This is a genomic window from Embleya sp. NPDC025285 (assembly GCF_055558835.1).
Window position 1 is genome coordinate 12,431 of record NZ_JBVHLU010000046.1, and the last position, 21,392, is coordinate 33,822.

At 70.3% G+C, this 21,392-nt stretch carries 16 protein-coding genes and 1 tRNA gene; 8 read left to right on the forward strand and 9 right to left on the reverse strand.

Annotation, left to right across the window (positions count from 1 at the left end; all coding sequences use genetic code 11):
* Window positions 1-99 precede the first annotated feature (99 nt).
* Window positions 100-183, forward strand: a tRNA-Leu gene (locus tag ACZ4FV_RS27830).
* A 294-nt stretch (window positions 184-477) separates the two neighbouring features.
* Here ACZ4FV_RS27830 and ACZ4FV_RS27835 read toward each other — a convergent pair.
* Together ACZ4FV_RS27835 and ACZ4FV_RS27840 are read right to left on the reverse strand one after the other, a co-directional pair.
* Entirely contained in the window at window positions 478-603 is a 126-nt protein-coding gene (locus tag ACZ4FV_RS27835; RefSeq protein ID WP_465323539.1) for a hypothetical protein, read from the reverse strand.
* Window positions 604-885: 282 nt separating this feature from the next.
* Window positions 886-1,338, reverse strand: a complete 453-nt coding sequence (locus tag ACZ4FV_RS27840; protein ID WP_465323540.1) for a hypothetical protein — start codon at window positions 1,336-1,338, stop codon at window positions 886-888.
* 1,270 nt (window positions 1,339-2,608) lie between these two features.
* Between ACZ4FV_RS27840 and ACZ4FV_RS27845 the strand changes: the two genes are divergently transcribed.
* Both ACZ4FV_RS27845 and ACZ4FV_RS27850 read left to right on the forward strand, forming a co-directional pair.
* The gene (locus ACZ4FV_RS27845) at window positions 2,609-3,313 is read left to right on the forward strand and encodes a hypothetical protein (RefSeq protein WP_402238668.1); all 705 of its coding nucleotides are present in this window, start codon (window positions 2,609-2,611) and stop codon (window positions 3,311-3,313) included.
* A gap of 507 nt (window positions 3,314-3,820) precedes the next feature.
* Entirely contained in the window at window positions 3,821-4,435 is a 615-nt protein-coding gene (locus tag ACZ4FV_RS27850; protein WP_402238665.1) for a zinc ribbon domain-containing protein, read from the forward strand.
* 100 nt (window positions 4,436-4,535) lie between these two features.
* On the opposite strand, the gene ACZ4FV_RS27855 is transcribed toward ACZ4FV_RS27850, so the two are convergent.
* Complete coding sequence (locus ACZ4FV_RS27855; RefSeq protein WP_402238663.1) at window positions 4,536-5,405, reverse strand: acyl-CoA thioesterase; 870 nt, start codon at window positions 5,403-5,405, stop codon at window positions 4,536-4,538.
* Between the two features lie 1,210 nt (window positions 5,406-6,615).
* Between ACZ4FV_RS27855 and ACZ4FV_RS27860 the strand changes: the two genes are divergently transcribed.
* The 3 genes from ACZ4FV_RS27860 (at window position 6,616) to ACZ4FV_RS27870 (ending at window position 9,692) form a co-directional block, all read left to right on the forward strand.
* Window positions 6,616-7,281: a hemerythrin domain-containing protein gene (locus ACZ4FV_RS27860; protein WP_465323541.1), complete on the forward strand. Its 666-nt coding sequence runs from the start codon at window positions 6,616-6,618 to the stop codon at window positions 7,279-7,281.
* Between the two features lie 571 nt (window positions 7,282-7,852).
* A complete protein-coding gene (locus ACZ4FV_RS27865) occupies window positions 7,853-8,809 on the forward strand; it encodes an ATP-grasp domain-containing protein (RefSeq protein WP_465323542.1) in 957 nt (318 codons plus the stop codon).
* A gap of 16 nt (window positions 8,810-8,825) precedes the next feature.
* Complete coding sequence (locus ACZ4FV_RS27870) at window positions 8,826-9,692, forward strand: ATP-grasp domain-containing protein (protein WP_465323543.1); 867 nt, start codon at window positions 8,826-8,828, stop codon at window positions 9,690-9,692.
* Between the two features lie 231 nt (window positions 9,693-9,923).
* On the opposite strand, the gene ACZ4FV_RS27875 is transcribed toward ACZ4FV_RS27870, so the two are convergent.
* Window positions 9,924-13,259, reverse strand: a complete 3,336-nt coding sequence (locus tag ACZ4FV_RS27875; RefSeq protein WP_465323544.1) for an AfsR/SARP family transcriptional regulator — start codon at window positions 13,257-13,259, stop codon at window positions 9,924-9,926.
* A 142-nt stretch (window positions 13,260-13,401) separates the two neighbouring features.
* Between ACZ4FV_RS27875 and ACZ4FV_RS27880 the strand changes: the two genes are divergently transcribed.
* On the forward strand, window positions 13,402-14,625 hold the full coding sequence (locus ACZ4FV_RS27880) for a hypothetical protein (RefSeq protein WP_395859568.1): 1,224 nt from the start codon (window positions 13,402-13,404) through the stop codon (window positions 14,623-14,625).
* A complete protein-coding gene (locus ACZ4FV_RS27885; protein ID WP_395859566.1) occupies window positions 14,622-15,014 on the forward strand; it encodes a hypothetical protein in 393 nt (130 codons plus the stop codon). Before ACZ4FV_RS27880 ends, ACZ4FV_RS27885 begins: the two co-directional genes overlap by 4 nt.
* Window positions 15,015-15,022: 8 nt before the next feature.
* Here the strand turns inward: ACZ4FV_RS27885 and ACZ4FV_RS27890 are convergent, their stop codons facing one another.
* From ACZ4FV_RS27890 to ACZ4FV_RS27910, 5 genes are all read right to left on the reverse strand, one after another.
* Entirely contained in the window at window positions 15,023-17,239 is a 2,217-nt protein-coding gene (locus tag ACZ4FV_RS27890; protein WP_465323546.1) for an ATP-binding protein, read from the reverse strand.
* 143 nt (window positions 17,240-17,382) lie between these two features.
* Entirely contained in the window at window positions 17,383-18,336 is a 954-nt protein-coding gene (locus tag ACZ4FV_RS27895; RefSeq protein ID WP_395859564.1) for an ABC transporter substrate-binding protein, read from the reverse strand.
* Between the two features lie 108 nt (window positions 18,337-18,444).
* On the reverse strand, window positions 18,445-19,242 hold the full coding sequence (locus ACZ4FV_RS27900; RefSeq protein ID WP_395859563.1) for an ABC transporter ATP-binding protein: 798 nt from the start codon (window positions 19,240-19,242) through the stop codon (window positions 18,445-18,447).
* Complete coding sequence (locus tag ACZ4FV_RS27905) at window positions 19,239-20,276, reverse strand: FecCD family ABC transporter permease (RefSeq protein WP_395859562.1); 1,038 nt, start codon at window positions 20,274-20,276, stop codon at window positions 19,239-19,241. The genes ACZ4FV_RS27900 and ACZ4FV_RS27905 overlap by 4 nt, the downstream gene beginning before the upstream one ends.
* Window positions 20,273-21,295: a FecCD family ABC transporter permease gene (locus tag ACZ4FV_RS27910; protein ID WP_395859561.1), complete on the reverse strand. Its 1,023-nt coding sequence runs from the start codon at window positions 21,293-21,295 to the stop codon at window positions 20,273-20,275. Before ACZ4FV_RS27910 ends, ACZ4FV_RS27905 begins: the two co-directional genes overlap by 4 nt.
* Window positions 21,296-21,392 lie beyond the last annotated feature (97 nt).

Below are 21,392 nucleotides of genomic sequence, written 5' to 3' on the forward strand. Positions count from 1 at the left end.
GGGGCCGGCCAAACCGACCAACAGGTAACCGTGTCGCAAAGCCCTCCCGAACCTTGCTATCCTTGCCAAGCACGCAGGGCACCACCCCTGCGCCCACTCGTCCGGGTGGCGGAATTGGCAGACGCGCTAGCTTGAGGTGCTAGTGCCCGAAAGGGCTTGGGGGTTCAAGTCCCCCCTCGGACACACCTGGGGCCGTTCTTGAGATGGCCTGAGTTCGATTGACGAGATCCCGTTCAGCCCGTGAGGGTGGGCGGGATTTCGGCGTTCAGGGGCTTGTTGAGGGCTCCGAGACCGGCTGGGGCGGGTGCGCGTGGGTGCTGGCGGTGCTCGTGCCGCTGTCGCGGGCATGCGTGTGGGCCTCGGGGCCGGTGGGTGTCGGGGCTGGTTGCCGATGTGTGGTTCGCGGGGCGGATCAGTCGATGTGTGGCGGTGGTCTGCAGTCGGCGAGTGGGGCCCAGTCGGCTCGTCCCGTGTCCATCACATCGTGGTGGTGGTCGAGGTCCGTCGAATCGGTGTTCCGGTCGAGCCGGCGGCCGAGTGTGTCGAGTTGGCGATCATCAGCAGGATCGCGACCAACAGGTGTTGGGCGACGTGTCCGCGCACGGGTCGGTGTTTCTTGTCCCGATGTCGATGGGGATGCCTTTGAGCCAGCCGTTCATGCCTTCCGTGTGGCTGCGGATCGGTTTGTAGGTGGCGTCCCAGGCCGGCGAGAGGGGGGGAAGTCCTGCCGGTATTTCGGGATGGCGGCGTCCGCGTGGACCGTCATCGTGGTCTGCCGGCAGATCGCCGGCAGGCCCTCGACCGCGGGCGGCCTCGCGACTTCGCCCTCGGGGAGGACCACGGTGGGGCGGGCGGCCGGGTGGGCCGCCCGTTGCCGTCGGTCGCTCAGGTCCAGGGCCGCCGACGGGCGAGAGCCCGGGTCGCGAACGGTGGGGTGCAGGCGCTCGCGGCGCCCGCAGTTGACCGTGGGCGAGGGCCCGCAGCGGGGCATTGAAGCCGGATCGCGCCTCGTTCGTCGGCTCCTTCCTTGCGGTGCAGGTAGGAGGGCTCGCACACGGTGATCGACGCCTGGAGCTCGTTGCTGCGGATCCGGATCTGTTTGTCCTTCAAACCAGTTGTGGCTTCGCGCAACGGTTCCGGCATTTGCGGGCAGGCCAGGCATCCATCGATCAGCGGTGCCCCGCGGAAGCTGCCCTGGCGGCCGCGTCCGCCTTCCTTGAAGTCCAGGGCGAGGCGGTAGCCCAGGCGCCTGACGGGCGTCTGAAACACCGTCGCTTTCTGGTCGGTGTAGGCGCGGTCGGCCGCGCATACCCGTGTGGGCAGGCCGAGTTCGGCCAAGGCATCGAGGAGGAGGACGGCGTCGGATCCGATACGTTGCTCAAGGATCGGCCTCTCCGCCCCCGCGACGAAGAGCCGCCGGAGACGACGAAATAGGCCACGCGGCCCCCAAGGCGAGAGTGTTTCCTCTAACCTCGAAGGCACGCGTGAGCCACTGATTGGGGACCACGTCGAAGGCACCGGCGAGGCGGCAATCCTCTAATCGGCGCCGCGGCCCCTCCCTCGGGAGGGGTCGACTTCATATGAGGGCGACTACGTCGGGCGACCCCCTCCTCGTCACGCCCCTGCCAGGCGATCCGGTAGAGCCCGGGCTCGACTTCCACGACCTCACCGCGTGGCGCCAGGCGCTTGCATGTCGTTCGCATGGTCTCGCGGCGGGACCGCGTCTCCTCCCGCCCGAGCGCCTCGTTGAGTTCACGTGCCCGCATCGGGCGGCCCGACCCCGCGAGCACCCGCAGGATTCCCTGGGTAAGCGAACCCCGCCATGTCGTGCGACGCACCGCCGAGACCTCGTCGGACTCCGAAACGCCCGCGTCATCGACAACAGTCGGCTCCTCGACTGCGTCATCGTCCACCCGGTCCTCGGGATCGATCGCTTGGTTGGTCGCGCGAGCATCCAGGACTCTGGTCAGGTCCTCGGAAAGACGCTCGTGCACCTCCCACGCGCGGGACCGCTCGGCCTAGACCCGCTCGATCTCCGCCCGCAGGAACCCGAGCCGCTCGTCGAGTTCTTCGACTCGGTCGTAGTAGAAACCGACAGCCTTCCGGAGCATGGGAACCACGTCCGTGTCCTCCATGACGAACACCTCCAGCACCGCCGGTCACACACGTCCCTGATGTGTCGCCAGTCATCGTCAACAGGGGGGGCACACATCCATCCGGGGAACGGCCAAGTTGCCTCGTGTGCCGTTGCGACACAGCCGCGCACGGGCGAACTCGATGTCTGGACAGGGGAGTTGACCATAATGTGTGTGCCCCGCTTGAGAACGTGAGCGGCCGTCCACAAACGGGGCCGCAGGCAGTCCGACGCGCCTGGAACCGGCCCGCGTGACCGGCCAGTCGCCATCGAAAAGTGCATTGGCCGTGGAGAGTCGGCGGGACAACCGGCCGGCAACGGGAGGTGCACCGCCTGCGCGAGAAATCACTTGCGCGTTCGTTGATTCTTCGCAGGTCAAGCCCGGCTCGTGACGGGCCGTCGACCGCCTCCGCCGGCTGTCGCCGCGGCGATATACGATCTCCGGCGTTCTGACGATCACTCAGGAGAGGCCCCGTGCCCGAACACACAGACGCCCGTTCACGCGACTTTGGCGGTATTGCCGACATCATCTACGACGACTTCGACTACGGGGCCCACCGCGTCACGGGCTCGGCCTCCGAGGCCCTCGACTGGATCGGCCGATCGTCGTTGCCCGAGGAGGACAAGGCCGCGCTGCGCGTCTTCGTGGCCAGGTTCCCCGGGATCGTATTCCACCGCGACGAAGCGGCACTGCTCGATCATCTGGAGCGGCGCAACGCGGTCGTATTGCCCTCGTGGCTCCGCGAGGTCCGGCAAGTACTGTCCGGGCCGGGACCCGAAGTGCAGGTCCGCCTCGACTTCGACCGCCACAACCCGCCCGCGGACCATGACGGCAACGACTACGACGAGAGCGACAGCGACGACCTGTGGTACGAGGACAATTTCTTCGGTTATCGACAGGACGAGGAACGCGACCTGTTGAAGAACGGAGCCGAGTGCTACCCGATCCTGTCCGCGACGACCAGCGTGAACTACCTGCTGGCCGCCGACCTGGGAAATCCTGACAACCGCCACATCGTCGACGTGTGCGACGAGGATGTCATGGACGACCTTCACGACGGCAGGCCGGGCACGGATTCGGTCTCCTCGGCATTCGTGTCCTACGCGAGCATGCTTACGTATGTCATCGAGTGCCGCACAGAAGACGGCACGGTGGTCCGAGCCCTGGACCTTGCCTGACACTGCCCGCCACGACGGTGTCCCATCGAGTACCTCCAGACGCGGACACCTTGGGATCGACACCCGAGACGGGCACACGTCGCTCGTGCGGGGCCGGGCCGTGCGTCTTCAGCCACCACGCGAGAGGCCTCTCCCGGGAAACGATCATCCACTGCACGGGAAACCGAGCATGCGTTCGATGTCACTTTCCAGGTCAGCCCCCACTCGTGAACGCCCCACACCTTCAGTACATGCGGTTCGGTCTCCGAGCAGCACCGATCGGCACCCGTGCTTGGCTTCGGCCGAGACGGGTGTTTGTCGTTTCTCGGGTCTCGCTGTTGCTCATCACCTCCATGGGGTCGCAGAGCGGCGGGTGCCGACCGGCCGGCCGGTGCCGGTCGTCGAGCCGGCCTGGAACGCGAACTCGCCCCCTGCCGCCGGGGCTGCACCGTGTTCACCCGGCGCATCGGCTCGGAGGGTGCGGTATGGGAGCATCGGGCCGTTGCGTTGACAGCGGGGATTGGGAATATGCTCATTTGGGGTTTCAAGACCATATTCAAGACGCTTTCCGAGGGCGTTTTTCACTGTCCGAGGTGCGGGGGTGATCGGCAGTATCACCTGAAGTTGGCTCGGCGCTGGTTCACGCTGTTCTTCATTCCGATTTTCCCGTTCAAGGACCAGGGCACGCACGTCGAGTGTGCGACCTGTGGTGGTACGTACGAGGACACGGTGTTGCAGGGCGCGACCAGCGCGCAGATCTCCGAGCTGTTGGGCCAGGGGATGCGGGCGCTTGCGGTGACCATGCTGCGAGTTGCCGGTACGCCGTCCACGGCGGCGCGGACGGTGGCCACCGAAGCGGTGGTCGAGGCGGGCGTGTCCTGGTACTCGGTGGCCCAGTTGGATGCGGATCTCGCGGGTGCGGGCTTCGAGTTGCCTCCGGTGCTGGTGCCGCTCGGCGACCAACTCCAGCCGCAGGGGCGGGAATGGCTGCTCACCCGGGCGGCGTTGATCGCCGCCGCGGAGGGCGGGATCGGTTCGGCCGAGCGGGCGCTGCTCGATCAGGTCGGCGGCTTGCTGCAGATGACCCCGGCGCATGTCACTGGTGTCGTCGAGACGGCCCAGCGCAGCGTGCGGCGCGGCTGACACGTCGTGACGCGGGGCTGTAGGCCCCGCCGAGATCCCGCCCACCCGCAAGGGTGGGCGGGATCTCGGCGTTTCGACCGGAGCGACGCGGCCGCGACGGTCAGGAGCCGGCAGACGACGGAGCCACCGAGGCGGGCGAGGCGGGCGTGTCTGCGGGCGCGGAGTCGGGCAGGACCCGGCGGGCCTGGCGGCCGAGGGCGAGGAGGCGGCCGTCCGGCGTCCAGACCGCGCTGTCGTCCATGGCCCAGCCGCTGCCGGCGTGTTCGGTGCGGATCCGGACGAGGGCCCACCCGGGCGCCGGGCCTTCGTCCAAGGCGTCGCCGAAGTGCACCGTCAACTCCGCCGACGGGACCGGCCTGGGCCTGGTCCAGCGCGCGAACAGTGCCGGCGGCAGGGCATCGGCCAGTACGACCACGGCCGCCGCATCCAACGGCCTGCCGTCGGCGAACCGTATCCAAGCCGTCAATTCGGCGTCCGCGGCACCCGACAACGGCAGCGTCGCGGTCGCCGGCCGGATCTCCAAACGCCTTGCGAACGGCACGAGTTCGACCGGAAGCTCCAGCGGGGCGCAAGCCTCCACCGGCGCCACCGTCGGCGCCGGGCCGCCGTTCTGATCGGGACCGGGACGCCGGGCACCGAACACCGCCGAGCCCAGCAGCACCGGATCGCCGGCCTGTTCGGCACGGAACGAGGCCACCGAGGTACCTCGTCCGGCGTGTTCGACCGTGGTCGCCAGGACGAACGGCCGATCGTCGACCGGCCTGAGGAAGTGCGCGTTGACGGTCCGCACCGACCGCCCAGCGTCGGACCGCTCGAACAACGTGTCCCGCATCGCATCGAGCGCGAGCGCCGCGAGATGCCCACCATGTGCACCGGCCCACGCCCACCAGGACCGATCCACAGCAATCTCACGTACGGACTCGACCCGCCCTCGCCCCGCCCCCACCCGCACCACTCCCGCATGATCCATACCATCGCCTCCGCGAGTAAGTTGGAAAATCATACTTACTATAGTCGCGGTGAGGATGACCACCGTGAGGTGCGGCGCCTCGGTGATCTGGTGGCGCGGTGATCCGGTGGTGCGGTGATCCGATGTTGCGGTGAGGCGGTTGTGGTGCGGCGAGGCCCTGGCGCGACGGGCCGAGCCCGATGGGGCGGGGCGGTGGCGCGGCGCGTCGATCGGACCGTGCCCCGGGGTGCGCACCTCCCCCTGGCGTCGTTCCGGAGGTGGTGGGTCGGGAAGCCCCGCGAGGACCGCGATCAGCGCGGGTGTACGCGTGGACACCCGCGATGGGCGCGGCAACTGCACTGGGGTGCCGTCGAGTTGGGCGTGGCTCTGCGCGGACTGCCCAAGGTGGTGTGTTCGGCGTCGGGCGACACGGCGCGGCCCGGTGTCGAAAGGTGTTCAAGTGCCCGTTGATAAGGGCGATTCGGGGTGGTGAGGCGGGAAAATCGGGAATCGGCCGGCGGAATGAGGCGGTTGTTCGTCGGAGGTGGGGTTCGGCGCGTCCCGGTGGGTATCGAAGGAGCAGATAGTGCGCGGCGCGCGCACGACGGCGATTGTGCCGGTGACCGGAACGACCAGGAGGACGTGGCCATGACGCGGATCAGGATCGTCAAACGCCCCGTTTCCCCGCGGCCGCAGCCGCCGGCGGATTTGCGTACACCTTCCGGGCGCCCGTTGCCCTATTGATGTCGATGTGGAGTCGCCGAGGGCCGCCGGGGGGCGGTGTCGGCCGCCTGTGCGGTGGTCGACGGTTCGTCGGTGCCGTGTGCGGCGGGTCCGTGTGTCGTGGGTCGCGCGATCGCGGGGCCGCGAAGGTGGTGGTTCGTTCGTGGTCGGCGGGCGGGCCCGGGGCGCCGCTTTGTGGTGGGGATCATGACTTGGTGGATGCCGAGGCGGCGGCCTTTGAGGACAGCCGCAGGCGGCTGTCGGATGGCATGACGAACCCGGCGCGCGGGGAGCCCGCACGCCGGGCCGCCGATCGACCGTCGCCCGACCGCCCGATCGGGGTGGGCCCGACTCGGCTCGCGCTTCACGCACCCTGCGGACAGGCGTTGATCGAATGTGCATCGGACGTTGATTGACGCGCGTGACACTGACGCGTCCACGCGGCCTCGGCCGCGCCACGCGTTGGCCGGACGCCCGCGCCGTCGCCGTTCGCAAAAGGAACCGCCCCATGCCCGCCGCCACCCAGGCCGCCTCCTCCCCGCTCCTGCGCTTCACCGGGATCCGGCTCGTACACACCGCGCTGCGCCGCGACCTAGCTCCTATGGCGGGGCGGATCCGGGTGCCGCACACCGACGAGGGCGCGCCCGTCGCCGACGTCCTGGCCCAATGGCGGCTGCTCGCCCGGATCCTGATGGCCCATCATGACTACGAGGACGCGTGCCTGTGGCCGGTGTTGCGGGTGGCCCGTCCGGAACTGCGATTGCTGCTCAACCGCTTGGAGGCGGATCACCACCGGATCGACCACGACCTGACCGTGGTCACCGCGATGATCGGCAGCCTGGCCCGTGACCCGGAGCGTGCGTGGATGGTGGCCGCCGCCGTCGAGGCCGTGGTGGAGACGATCGACGCGCACCTGCGAGTGGAGGAGGTGCAGGTACTGCCCGAACTGGCCGCGGTGGTCGCGGCCGGCGAGCACATCGGCACCCTCGGCGCCTCGCTCGCGGCGATCGACGCGGCCGAGGTGTTCGACGTCCCGGCGCCGGTGCGCGGCGCGCCGATCGACGCGATCACGTGGCTGCTGGATGGGATCGCCGGAATCACCGGCGTCGCCGGCGCGTCCGATCTCCCCGCCGGGCCGACCCCCGGCCGGCACCCGGGGCCACACTCGGCGTGAGCGGCCCGCTCCCGCTCCCGCTCCCGGTCCCGGTCCCCGACGCGGGCTGTCTCCATCCCCCAGGCCCCGTCCCGCCCTCGTCCCGTCCTCGTTCCGTCCCCGGTACGGCCGTCGCCGTTCGTCCACGGGGCACGGCCGCCGCCGTCGCGCACCCGCTTACCCCGCCCCCGCTTTGACCCCGCCCACGTCGCGCCCACCCGGCCCCGCGCACGCCCCGTCACCTGGTACGCCCCGCCCCGCCTCGCCCCGCCTCGCCCCGTCTCGCCCGTGCCGCGCCCGCCCGACCCACCCCGCCTGCCCCCGACCCACCCCCGCGTCCCCCGATCCACTCCCCGTACCCCGCGCCGCACCTCCGCGTACGCCTTGACCTGCTCTATGCCGGGCGTCCGAGCGGAGCACCCGATTCCTCTCTACTCTTGACTGATGACGAATCACCCCCCAAATGGCCCATGATGGTGGTCACCCGTGGAGTTTGGTGGGGTGTGTGCCGGTCGTCCACGGCGCGCGTGGCATGCTGTGCCGTCAATGTTCTGCCGGATGGGGGAACGGCGGCCGTCCCGGGGGGATATCGATGAAACTGGCATTCCTCGTTGAGGAGCACTACCGCCACGACGGCATGCCGCTCGACGTGGTCCGACAGCTCGACGCGTGGGGGCATCACGTCGACATCGTGCGGCCCGGCAGTTCGTTGATCGAGTTGTCCGACCTGATCCGGGCCGGTTCGCACGATGCGTGGGTGCTCAAGACGGTTTCCGGCGGTCCGGGGCTGAGCATGTTGGAGGCCGCGGCGGCGCTCGGGCTGACCACGATCAACGACGCGCGCGCGATTCGATCGGTGCGCGACAAGGCGGTGGCCGCGGTGATCGCGCGTGCCCACGGGTTGCCGATGCCGGTCACCTATTTCGCCGCCGTTCCCGAGTTGCTCTCCTCGATTCCCGCCGATCGCTACCCGCTCGTGGTCAAGCCGGTCGGCGGCAGTTCCGGGCGTTCGGTGCACCTGGTGTCCACGCCCGCGGAACTGGCCCGGTTGGGCGGCGAACTCGTCGATGAAGGGCCGTTGTTGGCTCAAGCGTACGTGCGCAATTCGGGCCAGGACCTGAAGGTGTACTCGATTTCGGGGGAACTCCACGCGACCGTGCGGCGCTCACCGCTGCATCCGGAGCATCCCGTCCGCGAGAGTCGGGTACCGCTACCGAGCGGAACGGCCGCGCTCATGCACCGAATCGGCGCGGCTTTCGGGCTCGACCTGTTCGGCGTGGACATCATCGAGGGGCCGGACGGGCCGATGGTGGTGGACATCAACGACTTCCCGAGCTTCCGCTGCGTGCCCGACGGGGTGGCCCGGGTGGCCCGCGCGGTGCTCGACCTCGCGAGCGGCGCCGGCGCCGGCATCGGTGCCGCGGTCGGTACGAGTGTCGCCGCGAACGGCGTCGCCCGCACGCAGCTGCGCGCCAGGCCCGTGATCACCCCCGCCCGCGCCGGTACCACTCCGATCGTCGACGCCGCGCCGCCCGCGTACGTCGGCTGACGGGGCGCGTGCACACGTGCGGATCTGCCTTGTCACCGATCGGCCCGACCACCCCCTCCTGGCGGAAGCCCGCGCCCTGCTGACACCTCGTCACGAGGTGGTCGCGCTCGATCCGGACACCGTCACCGACCGACACCCGATCACCGCCGACGTCTACCTGCTCAAGGCCCGTACCGCGAAGGCGCTCGCCTTCGCGGAGCGGGCCGAGCGGCACGGCGCCCGGGTGCTCAACTCCGCGGCGGCCACGCGGGCATGCCAGGACCGGGTACGCATGGCCGAACTCGCCTGGGCGGCCCGGCTGCCGTTCCCGGATACCACGGCGTTCGCCTCTCCCGCCGGGCTGCTCGCGACCGGCCCGGCGTTCCCGCTCATGGTCAAGAGCCGGCACAGCCGCCGACACGACCTGGTCGCCCGGGTCGACGACCCGGACGCACTGGGCGCGCTCGCCCGGGAGTGGCCCGACGAGCCGATCGTGGCCCAGGAGTTCGTCGACAACGGCGGCTGGGACCACAAGCTGTGGGTGGTCGACGGCCACGTCTTCGCCGGCCTGCGTCGTACCGCCCTCGACGGCCCCGCCGAAACCAAGCCGATCGCGCCCGAGGACCTCCCCACCGGCTGGTCCACACTCGCCCGCCGGGTCGGCATCGCCTTCGGGCTGGACGTGTACGGCGTCGACATCCTGGAGGTCGACGGCTCCCCGTCGATCATCGACGTCAACGCCTTCCCCGGCATGCGCGAGATGCGCGGAGCACCCGAGGCGCTGGCCGAATTGGTGGATCCGCCCGAAAGGGCGGATCGGGCGGAAAGAATAAGCCGGGCGCAGGTATCCGCGACCTCCTCGATCCGCATCAATCGAGGCAATCGTACAAAACCGATCCGTTGATCGAGGCCTTCGGGAAACGTGTCGAAGAACCATGATCACCGAACGTGGTGACGGGGATGCGGAGAACGCAATTTCCCTGCTACGGTTCTGCTGCCGACCGGATTAATTGTCGGCCTTAATCGCACGTTGAAAGGTTCGAACCAACCATGCTCGAGAGCCTCTACTTTTTGCCTGCCACTTTCATGATGGGCGCGGCCGACTTCTGGTCGACGTTCGCGTTCTGGGTCTGAGTCAGCCCGCCGCGTCGTCGATGCGGCCCAGTGCGGTGCGTGCCTCGTCCGCCTCGGCGGCGCCCAGACGCTCATAGCAGGCCAGCGCGGACGACCAGTACGGACGGGCGGCGAGCGCGCCGTCGATTGCCTCGGTCGTCCGTGCCAAACCGGCCAGTGCGTGCGCTTCCTCGAGTTCGATGCCCATTCGACGGGCCAGTTCCGCGCTCGTCCGATATTCCGTACGGGCGCCGATGAGGTCGCCCAAGTCGCGGCGGGCCCGGGCGAAGCCGGCGGCGGCCCGCTGCCGGTGCAGGTCGTCGTCGATGCGCTCGGCGATCTCGCGGCCCCGGGCGAAGTGTTCGAGGGCCTCGTCCGGAGCGTTCATCGCCAGGTGCGCGAGGCCGACGTTGATCCGGGTGTCCGCCTCGCAGCGCAGGTCGTTGATCTGTGCGTAGACGCGGAGCGCCTGCGCGTAGCGCGCCAAGGCGCCGGTCGGATTACCGCGCGCGAGATCGACCTGACCCAGATTGTTCATCAGTACCGCGTATTCGGCCCGAGCATTGCTTCGCCGGACCACGTCGAGCGATTCCAGGTAGTAGCGCTCGGCGTTGTCGAAATCATCCTGGAGAAAATAGAGCTCGCCGATGTTGTTGAGGATCTTCGCCAGTTCGCGCCATTCGCCGAGCGATTCATAGATGTCTCGCGCGGCGAATAAGTGGGTGGCCGCCCGATCGAATTTCCGCAGATGGCCGAACGTCACGGCGAGGTGCAGCAGAATTCCGGCCCGTCCGTGTGGATTGTCCATACCGCCGTGCATCGCCAACGCCCGTTCCAGATGTTCCCGGGCGGCCGTGAGCCGACCCGCGCGCACGTGGGTCGCGCCGATCTCGGCGAGGGCCTCGACCCGGCCGCGCAGGTCCTTCGCGTCCTCGGCGAGCGCGAGTGCCTCGGCGGCGTCGCGGAACGCGGCGTCGTGCGCGCCCAGGCGCCACTGGATCGAGGCGCGCTCGATCAGCAAGTGCGTTTGTGCCCGGGGATTCGGCGTGCCGTCGCGGCGCCACGCTTCGAGCGAGGCGCTGTACAGGTCGCGGGCAACCTCCCACGAGCCCCATTTCAACAAGGACCGGGCCAGCACCTCGGGCAGGAAGCGAATGTGCTCGGGCGACTCGACGCCCGCCGACCGCGTCGCGGCCACCAGATTGAGCCGTTCACCGCCGAGCCATTCCTCCGCCTCCTCGGCCGTCGCGAACGGCGGAGTCGTCCGACGCGCCGGCACCGGCACCAGGCCCGAGCGCCGCCCGTGCGGGTAGGCCAGCCGATCGGCCTGATCGGCCAGGTCCAGGTACAGATCCAGTAGCCGTCCCAGCGCGTCCGCGCGCTCTCGATCCGGCTCCTCGTGGTGGGCCGAGTGGATCGCGAAGTCGTGCACCAGGTCGTGGAAGCGATAGCGGTCGTGGGCGGGCTCGTCCAGCAGGTGGGTCTCCACCAACTCGTCGATGGCCCGCCGGGTTTCGTCCGGTCCGACGCCGCACAGCGCCACCGCCGCCGGCCACGCGAGGTCGGGACCGGGGTGCAGGGCGAGGCGGCGGAAAACCGATCGCGCGGCGGGGCCCAGTTCCGCGTAGGAGAGGTCAAACGCCATCGAGATTCCCGGGGGAGCGTCGATCACGTCCAGTCGCCGGGTCGCCTGGGCCAGGCGTGCGGCCAGATCGCGGACCCGCCAGGCGCGGTGTCGAAAGCGATTCGCCGTCAGTTGCACCGCCAACGGGTGGTTGCCGCACCGATTCACGATCTCGTCGACCAGCGCGCGGTCCGCGTCGTCCAGCTTCCGGGACTCTTCCGCGATCCGGGTGAACAGGGCCGCCGCGTCCGCCGTGTCGGGCACCTCCAAGGAGAGCGAACCGGCGCCTTCGAGATCGGTGAGTCGCCGCCTGCTGGTCACCAGGACCCGGCAACTGGGGCTCCCCGGCAGCAATAATCGCACCTGCGCGGCGTCTCGCACGTCGTCCAGCACGATCAGCGCGCGCCGGTCGGACATCTCCCGTCGCCACTGGGCCGCGCGCAGATCGAGTGTGGGGGCCAAGTGTTGTGCCGGCGTGCCCGTCGAGATCAGCAGCGACCCCAGTGCTTCGGTCGGCTCCACGGGCGCCTCGTGCGGATCGTGCGCGTGCAGGTTCAGATACAGCCGGCCGTCCGGATAGCTCGCCCGCATGCGGTGCGCGGCGTGGATCGCCAGGCAGGTCTTGCCGACCCCGGCCAGGCCGGAGATCACCGTGATCGGCAGCGCGTTCCCGACATCGTCCTTGCGCAACAGCGCGGCCACCTCGGCGCGTCGGCCGATGAAGTGCCGGGTGTCCCGCAGCAGCGTGTCGGGCGCCGTTACGGCCGGTTCGGCGGACAACGCCCGCACCGGCGGCTCCGTGCGCAACCGGGCGGGCACCGACAGGGCCGGATCCCGATGCAGCAGCCGGGTGTGCAGCCGTTCCAGGTCCGGTCCGGGATCCGCGCCCAGTTCGGAGTTCAGCCGGGCGCGGGTCCGCCGGTAGGTCTCCAACGCCTCGCTGTATCGCCCGCAGCGGTACAGCGCGAGCATCAAATCGGCCACCACCGGTTCGGCGACGGGGTGACGCGCGGCCAGATCCCGTAACTCGCCCACGACCTCCGCGTGTCGACCCAGGACGAGCTCCAGGTGGATGCGACGTTCGCGGATCTGCCGGCGCTGCTCCTTGAGCTTGTCCCGCATGGACTCCACCCACAGCCCGGGCAGCCCGGCGAACGGCTGTCCGCGCCACAGTTGTTCGGCCGTGCGCAGGAGTTCGGCGGCCGAGGCCGGATCCTCGGTGGCGTTGGCCTGTTCGTGCAGTCGGCGAAAGCGACGGAAGTCGACCGACTCGGGATCCACGAGCAGTCGGTACGTTCGCGAATCCGAGGACAATCGCGCGGCGTCGCCCGTGGCGCGCAGCCGGTTGCGCAGTCGGGATATGTAGCTGCGCAGCGTCTCGACCGAGGTGATCGGCGGCTCGTCGTCCCACACCCGACTGATCACCGAGTCCGTGGAGACCGCGGCTCCTTCGGCACCCAGGAGAACGGCCAGCACGCACCGCTCCTTCAGCGATCCCAACGGCTGCCGCGTACCGTCCACCCACAATTCCATCGGTCCCAGCACGTGGATCGATAGCACCGCGTTATCCCCCCGCCCCAGTCCTCCCTGGCCAACGCGCCCGGTGCCGAGGTGTCGTCCAACCACTGTGGCACGTCCCGCCACAGCGCCACCAGAACGCCGGCACCCGCAATCGACCGGAAATCGCCTATGCGTGACGGCGCGTTCCGGTTGGCCGCGTTCCTGCAGGCGCATTGCAGGCGACCTGCAATGAATTCATCCGCTTCATCGGGGATGTCCGAGTCGGCGGCAGTGCTTCGCCGCAACGACCGAACCGACCGCCCGGCCACGGGGGAACGGGGCCCGTCCGGTGGTGACGACGCTCATGGAGGCATGGATGACGATCATGGCGAACAACGATTGGAGACCCGTACCCGTCCGACCGGACGCGGCACGGTGGACGACCCGATCGGCGGTGCGGGGGGTGCTCGTCGTGGTGCACAACGTCACGTCGGGGCAGCGCCTGATCGACGCCGTTCGGCTCCTGGAGGGGGATCTGCGAGTACACGTGTTCTTCACCATGGCGCCCACGGTCTTCGCCTCGGGGGTCGCGGAATTCCTGGATCGGCTCGGTGCCACCACGCTGCCGTGGCAGCGCGCGGTCGACATGCGCTTCGACCTCGCGTTGGCGGCCGGGCACGAGGGACTGCACGAACTGGACGCGCCGGTGCTCGTGATGGCACACGGTGCCGGGCACAACAAGCTGGTGTCCGCTCCGCGTGGCGGCCGCATGGTGGCCCCGCGCGGAACCTACGGACTGGCCGCGCAATGGCTGATCAGGGACGGGCGGTTGGTGCCGGCCGGCATCCTGCTCGCGCACGCAGAGGAGTTGGCCCGGCTCGGTGTCGCCTGCCCGGAGGCGGTATCGGCGGCAGTGGTCGCCGGCGACCCCAACTACGACTGCCTGGTGGCGAGTCGCCCCGATCGTGCGCGCTATCGCGACGCACTGCGCATCGGCGCCCGACAACGACACGTCGTGGTCACCTCGACCTGGGGTGGCAACTCGCTGCTCGGCCGAACACCCGAGTTGCTGCATCGGATGACCACGGAACTGCCACGCGACGCCTACCGGGTGACCGCGTTGATGCACCCGAACGTGTGGAGCGGGCACGGCGCCTGGCAGGTGCGGTCCTGGCTGGCCGAGTCGCTGCGCGAGGGCCTGGTGCTGATCCCGCCGGAGGACGACTGGCGTGGCGTGCTGGTCTCGGCGGACTGTGTGGTCGGTGATCACGGCTCGCTCAGCCTGTACGGCACCGCCACCGGGGCTCCGGTGGCGCTGGCGACCTACCCGGAACAGGACATCGATCCCGCGTCCCCGCTGGGCGATCTGGCGGCCTTCGCGCCGCGGATCCGCCATCGCCGGTCGATGGTGGGGCAACTGTCCCGGATCCCGACGGAATTCCGACAGTCGGACTACGCCCGGGTGGCCGCGCGGATCACCTCCGAACCCGGCAGGTTCGCCCGCAACACCCGCGCCCTGATGTACCGGCACCTCAAACTGAAGGTGCCCCCGGGGCGACCGTTCGTCCGGGTCGCGGACCTGCCGGGACCGATCCGATGACGGGGGCTCGGGCCTGCCCGAACTCGGGACCGACCGATCGCGGCGCCGTCTCGGTCGCCGTGCTGATCCGCTCCGAGGACGGGCGGGTCGTCGTCGACCGGCATCTGCGCGCGGAACTGTGCTGCGATCAAGCAGAGTTGGCTGATGTCCTGGTGGTGGACGAGCCCGGCCTGCCGTCGTGGTCCCGGGTCGGGGCTCGCGACCGCGAGTTGGCCACGAGCCATCCCGGCGCTCTCGTCACGATGATCGTCTGCGGACCGACGCTGGCCCTGGTCCGCATCGGCGGTGCGACGGCCGGCCCGGCGCGGCGGTCGAGCGGTGATCCCTCGTGGCCGGTGTACGCCTCGATCCTGCACGCGCTGGCCGTCCGGGAGGCCGCGCCGCGCTGAGTCGCGGATCACCCCGGCGGCCCGAGGTCGCGCAGCCGCGCGCGAACATCCTCGGCCGCCGGGGCCCGAGCGGCGTCGTACAGGTCCAGCGCCTCGGTGTACAACTGCCGCGCGTGCTCGGGACGACCCCGGAGCGCGGCCGTTTCGCCGAGCGCGGTGAGCACATGCGCGACCTCCACCCGCGCGTTGTGGTCTCTGAGCACATCCAGTGCCGCGGCCAGATGTGCCTCGGCCTGATCGTGCCGGGCCGAGGCCGACAACGCGCGGCCGATCAGGGCCCGGGCACGGGCGGCGTTGTACTCGTCGCCCACCCGGGCCAGTTCGGCCCGGGCCGCCTCGGCGTGTTCGAGAGCCCGGTCCAGCCGGCCCGAACGCAGCGCCACGTCGGCCCGATTGAAGCGGGCCAGCGCAGCCGGACGATCGTCACCCAACGCCCGACACCGGGTCTCGGCCTCGCGAAACGCCTCGGCCGCCTCGTCCAGTCGACCCAGGCGAAGCAGCGCCAGACCGGTGTAGTTGCGAGCTCGAGCGGCGCCGACCGCGTCTGCGGAATCCACACACACCCGGATCGCGTCGGTGAACATCCGCAGCGCCTCGGCATGGCCGCCCGCGCTCGACTCGCACAACCCGCCCGAGGTCAACATCCGTGACTCCGCCGCCGAATCGGCGCAGGCGCGTGCCGCGCGCAATCCGATCACGTGGGCGGTACGCGCGTCCGCCAGATATTTGCCGCGCAGGAACAGCGGCCACAGCGCGTCGGTCAACTGCCACGCCACGGAGTGGAGTCCGGCTTCGTCGGCGGTGCGAACCGCGGCCACCAGGGTGACCCGGTGCGCCTCCAGCCAGGCCAGCGCTTCCTTCTCGTCGGCGAACTCCACATACGGGACGCCGTCGTCGGCGTAGTCGCGGGCCAATGAGCGATGTTGGGGTTCGAGGATCTCCTCGGCCCGGGTCGCCGTGGCCAGGTAGTGGTCGAGCATCGCGCGCACCGCGTCGTCTTGTTCCTGGCTCGGGCGATCGGACAATTTGGCCACCGCGTGGAGTCGGATCAGGTCGTGGAACCGGTAGCGGCCATCCGTTGCCTCGGTGATCAGGTTCCGATCCAGGAGGGATTCGAGAACGGATCGTGCCGCCTCCTCGGGGTCCGGGACCGCACGGGCGCCGAGCACGGCTGCCCCGACGATCGGCCCGAAGTCGGGCCCCGGATGCACGCCGAGACTGCGATAGAGCAGGGCCGAGAGCTCGGGCAGGTCGCGATAGGAGACGTCCAGCGCGGCTCGTACGGTGTGGTCGCCGTCGAGCGCGAGCGCGTTCAGGCGGCCGCGCTCGTCGGCCATCGCGCGCACCATCGTGGTGATGGGCCGGGTGGGTCGCGCCGCCAGTCGTGCCGCGGCCACCTGCACCGCCAGCGGGAGGCGTGCGCACAGGTCGACCAACTCGCCCGCCTGTAACGGCTCTTCGTCGACTCTCCGGTCGTTCATGGTGGCCGCGAGCAGGTCCACCGCGGCCTGCCGATCCAGCGGTTCGAGGTGGATCGGCACGCCGCCGTCGACCAGCAGCCCGGAGAGTCTGCTGCGGCTGGTCACCACCGTGACGTTGGGACCGGCCGGCAGCAGCGGTCTGACCTGGGCAGCGGTGGCCGCGTCGTCGAGCAGCACGGCCAACCGGCGACGCGCGGTCAACGACCGGTACAGGCCCAGCTGTTCGGCGGGCGCGTGTGGCACCTGATCGGCCGGCACACCGAACGCGCGCAGGAAGCCTCCGACGATCTCACTCGCCAGGGCCGGCCGGTCACCGCCGTGCCCGCGCAGGTCTGCGTACAACCGGCCGTCGGGGAACGCCTCGCCCAACTCGCGCAGCCAGGCCAGGGCGAGCGTCGTCTTGCCCACCCCGGGTAACCCGCTGAGCAGCGCGATCGTGCCGTTGTCGTGGCGCAGCCGGCTCAGCGCGTCCAGTTCGCGATGCCGGTTGACCATCGGCGGGCCCGGTGGCAACTGCCACGGCACGACGGTGTTGTCCGCCTGCCGCATCGAGAAGTGGATGCCGCCGTGCACGGTCCCCGCCTGCACGCTGGGGCCGTGTACGGTGCCGCCGAGTTCGTTGCGGCTCGCGGCGGGCCCGTCGGCGCGCTCGTGGTCGACCCCCGACACGTGCCGCCCCCGTTCGTCGCGGTCGAAGCTGCCCTCGCGCGTGGCCGAACCCGGCCCGGTGGGCGGGAAGGGCATTTTGGATGTTTGTCGCTTGGACGGCCCGCGAAACCTTTCCGGCCATATCGCCCGGCACCGGGTAACGGGCATCGGTGCCCGCCTCGGGCAGCGGAGACGGATCGACGCCGGATTCGGTGGCCGGGGACCGCGGATTCCGCCGCTCAGACCCGCTTCGGCAGGTACCGTTCCAGGTCGGTGAGCACGTGGCCGGCGGCGGAGTAGCCGGTGCCGACCATCCAGTACTCGTCGTCGACCTCGTGGGCCCGGTCGGCCCGGACCGCCTTCAGGGTCTTCCACAGCGGCCCGCCGAAGACCTTGTCGTGGTCGGTCTTGTCCTTGGGACCGTACGTGGCCACGAAGATCACGTCGCCGTCGGCCTTCTCGATCTGCTCCGCGCCGACCTCGACCATGAAGGTGTCGACGTTCTGCACTGCGGGGCGGCCGAGGCCGACCTCGGACAGGATGCTGCCGACGAAGGTGTCCTTGCCGTACAGGCGGTTCTGGCCCGCGACGAAGCGCAACACGCTGACCTTCACCGCGGCCGGATCGCTCTGGGCGGCGCCCAGCGCCTTCGCCCGCGCGGTGAACTCGGCCACCACCCGATCACCTTCCGCCTTCTTGTTCAGCGCGTCGGCGGCCGACAGGAAGTTCTGCCGCCATCGGGTGCCGGCCTGCTCGGAGAAGACCACCGGGGCGATCCTGCTCAACGCGTCGTATCGGTCGGCGTCGCGCACCAGGTTGCCCAGGATCAGGTCCGGCCGGAGCGCCTCGATCGTCTCCAGGTTGGGCGCGCCGATCGCGCCGACGTCCTTGATCCCCGCCGTCTTGTCGCCGTGGTACTTGGGGAATCCGGCGCCGGGGCTGCCCACGACCGACCCCACCGGCTTGACGCCCAGGGTCAGCGCGGTGTCCAACTCGCCCAGGTCGAGGGTGACCACACGTTTGGGCGCGACCGGAACCTTGACCGAGCCCTTGGCGGTACGCACCTCGCGGGTGTCCGCGGACGCCTTGGTGTCCTTGTCCCCATCGGCGCCCTCGGCGGAGCACCCGGTCAGGCCGAGGGCGAGGGCCACACCGAGGGCGGCCGTGACGCGGAGCAGGGACACGGAAGGCATGGAGGCTCCTTGCGGAAGGTGACGGGAACGTCGCCAACGGGAACGAGACGGGCCGAAGCGGCAGCACGGATGCGCGACGGCACCGTGGTTGCCACCCGCCCAGTGTGCCTACCCCGCCTTGCGCGGCTGTCCCGGCACCACCATCGGCGCGCCCGTGACCGGGCACGGGATGACCACGCAGTCGAGTCCGAAGACGTCGCGCACCAGGTCGGCCGTGACGATCCCGGCGGGCGTGCCCTGCGCGACGATCGAGCCGTCGCGCATCGCGATCAGGTGGTCCGCGTAGCGGCACGCCTGGTTGAGGTCGTGCAGCACCGCGACCACGGTGCGTTCCCGGGTGGCGTTCAACTCGCGCACCAGGTCGAGCACTTCGACCTGGTGCGCGATGTCCAGGAAGGTGGTCGGCTCGTCCAGGAGCAGGATGCCGGTGCCCTGGGCGAGCGCCATCGCGATCCACACCCGCTGTCGCTGGCCGCCGGAGAGTTCGTCCACGTAGCGGTCGGCGAGTTCGAGCACGTCGGTGCGTCGCATCGCGTCCGCCACCACGTCCTCGTCCTCGTCGGACCACTGCTGCCACCAGCGCTGGTACGGCTGCCGGCCGCGCGCGATCAGGTCGGCGACGGTGATGCCCTCGGGCGGCACCGGGCTCTGCGGCAACACGCCGATCCGCCGGGCGATCTCGCGGGTGGGCAGGTCGCGCAGCGCCGCGCCGTCGAGCAGCACGCTGCCGGAGACCGGCTTGAGCAGCCGGCCCAGCGACCGCAACAGGGTGGACTTGCCGCACGCGTTCGGGCCGACCACGACGGTGACCTTCCCGGCCGGCACGTCCAGATCGAGGTCGCGCACCACGATCCGGTCCTCGTAACCGAGCGTCAGATCGCGCGCGCCGAGCTGATGGGTGGTCATGAGGCGCCTCCGGCACGGGAACGGGTCAACATCCACAACAGGTACGGGCCGCCGACGGCGGCGGTGAGCACACCCACCGGCAACTCGGCGTCGGGGATCAGCATCCGCGCGCCGATGTCCGCGAGGACCACGATCAGCGCGCCGAGCAGCGCCGAACACACCAGCGGCACCTGTGGGGTTCGGGTCAGCCGGCGGGCCAGTTGGGGCGCCACCAGGGCGACGAAGTCCACCGGACCGGCGGCCCCCGTGGCCACCGACGCGAGCAACACGCCGACCACGACCAGGCCGAGCCGGATCCGGCCGAGCCGCACGCCCAGGGCGATCGCGGTGTCGTCGTCGAAACCGGCCGAGCGGGACGCCCGCGCCGCCCACACGATCGCCGGCGTGAGCGCGACCAGTACCCAGAACAGCGGCTCGGCCTGGGACCAGCCACGCCCGTTCAGGCTGCCCGACATCCACACCTTGGCCTGCTGGGCCAAGGTGATGTCGGCCTTGGTGAGCAGCAGGTTGGTGACCGAGTACAGCGCCACCGAGATGCCGACGCCGATCAGCACGAAGCGCTGCGCGTTCAGACCACGGCGCCAGGCCAGCAGGTAGACCAGGAAGGCCGCGACGGTGCCGCCCGCGACCGCGGTGAGCGGGGTCGCGGTGGGCCCGCCGAAACCGAAGACCAGGCCGAACACCACGGCCGCCGCCGCTCCGTGCGAGACACCGATGACGTCGGGACTGGCCAGCGGGTTGCGCGCCACGGTCTGGATCAGCGCGCCGGCGATGCCGAAGGACAGGCCGACCAACAGCCCGGCCGTCGTGCGCGGCAGCCGCAGCGTCTCGACGACGATACTGTCGTCGACGCCGAACACCACCTTGAGCACGTCGCCGGGCAGGATGAACCGCACCCCCACGCACAGGCTGAGCAGGAACGCGGCCGCGAGCAGCACGGCCAGCACGCTCGCGACCATCGTGGAGCGGCGGTGCAGCAGGAACGACAAGCGCGGGCGACGGACCAGGACATGGCCGTACGGGCGGTAGCTCATCCGGCCACCACCGGCTTGCGGCGCACCAGCGCGACCAGGATCGGTACGCCGATCAGCGCGGTCATCGCCCCCACCTCGACTTCTGCGGGCGGGAAGATGATCCGGCCGAGCACGTCGGCGACCAGCAACAGGATCGGCGCGAGCAGCGCCGACATGGTCAGCACCCAGCGGTGGTCGGTACCCACCAGGGCCCGCGCGGCGTGCGGGACGGCCAACCCGACGAACGAGATCGGGCCGGTCGCGGCCACCGCGACGCCGGTCAGCACGGTCGCGCCCAGGCCACCGACGATCCGGATGCGGTTCACCTTGTGGCCCAGCCCCTTGGCCACGTCGTCACCCAGCGCGAGCGCGTCCAGGCCCCGGGCGACCGAGGCCATCAAGAGCAGGCCCGCGGCGACGAACGGCAACATCTGCCAGGCCACGTCGTCGGTGCGCCCGGACAGCGAGCCGACCAGCCAGAACCGGTACTGGTCCAGCGTGCCCTGGTCGGTGGTCAGCACCAGGGTGATCACCGCGCCGAGGGTGGCCGCCAGGGCCTGCCCGGACAGCGCGAGCTTGACTGGGGTGGCGCCGCCGCGCCCACGCGCGGCGACCGCGTACACCAGCACCCCCGTGCACAGCGCGCCGGCGAAGCCGAACCACACGTATCCGGTCAGGCTGGTCACGCCGAACACCGCGATCGCGGTCACCACGCCGGTGGCCGCGCCGGTGCTGATGCCCAGGATGCCGGGCTCGGCGATCGGGTTGCGGGTCAGCCCCTGCATGCAGGCGCCGGCGATGCCGAGCGACGCGCCGACCAGGAGCGCGACCACGGTACGCGGCACGCGCATCGAATTGACCACGATCGCGTCCGTGGAGTCGCCGCCGTGCACGAGCGCGTCCAGGACGACACTCGGTGCGATGGCTCGACTGCCCACGGCGAGGCTGAGCAGACAGGCGGCGGCCAGCACGAACAGGACCGAGACCAGGTAGAGGACTCGGCGCTTGGTCGCACGACCCCGCGTCGGGAGGACATTCACTGGAGAAGGCTAGGCTTACCTGATATGTCCGAGTGGGCCGGGGGCCCGAGTTCACGCAGGGTCGCCGGACGATTTCGCCGGCTGTGCCCGCAGCTCG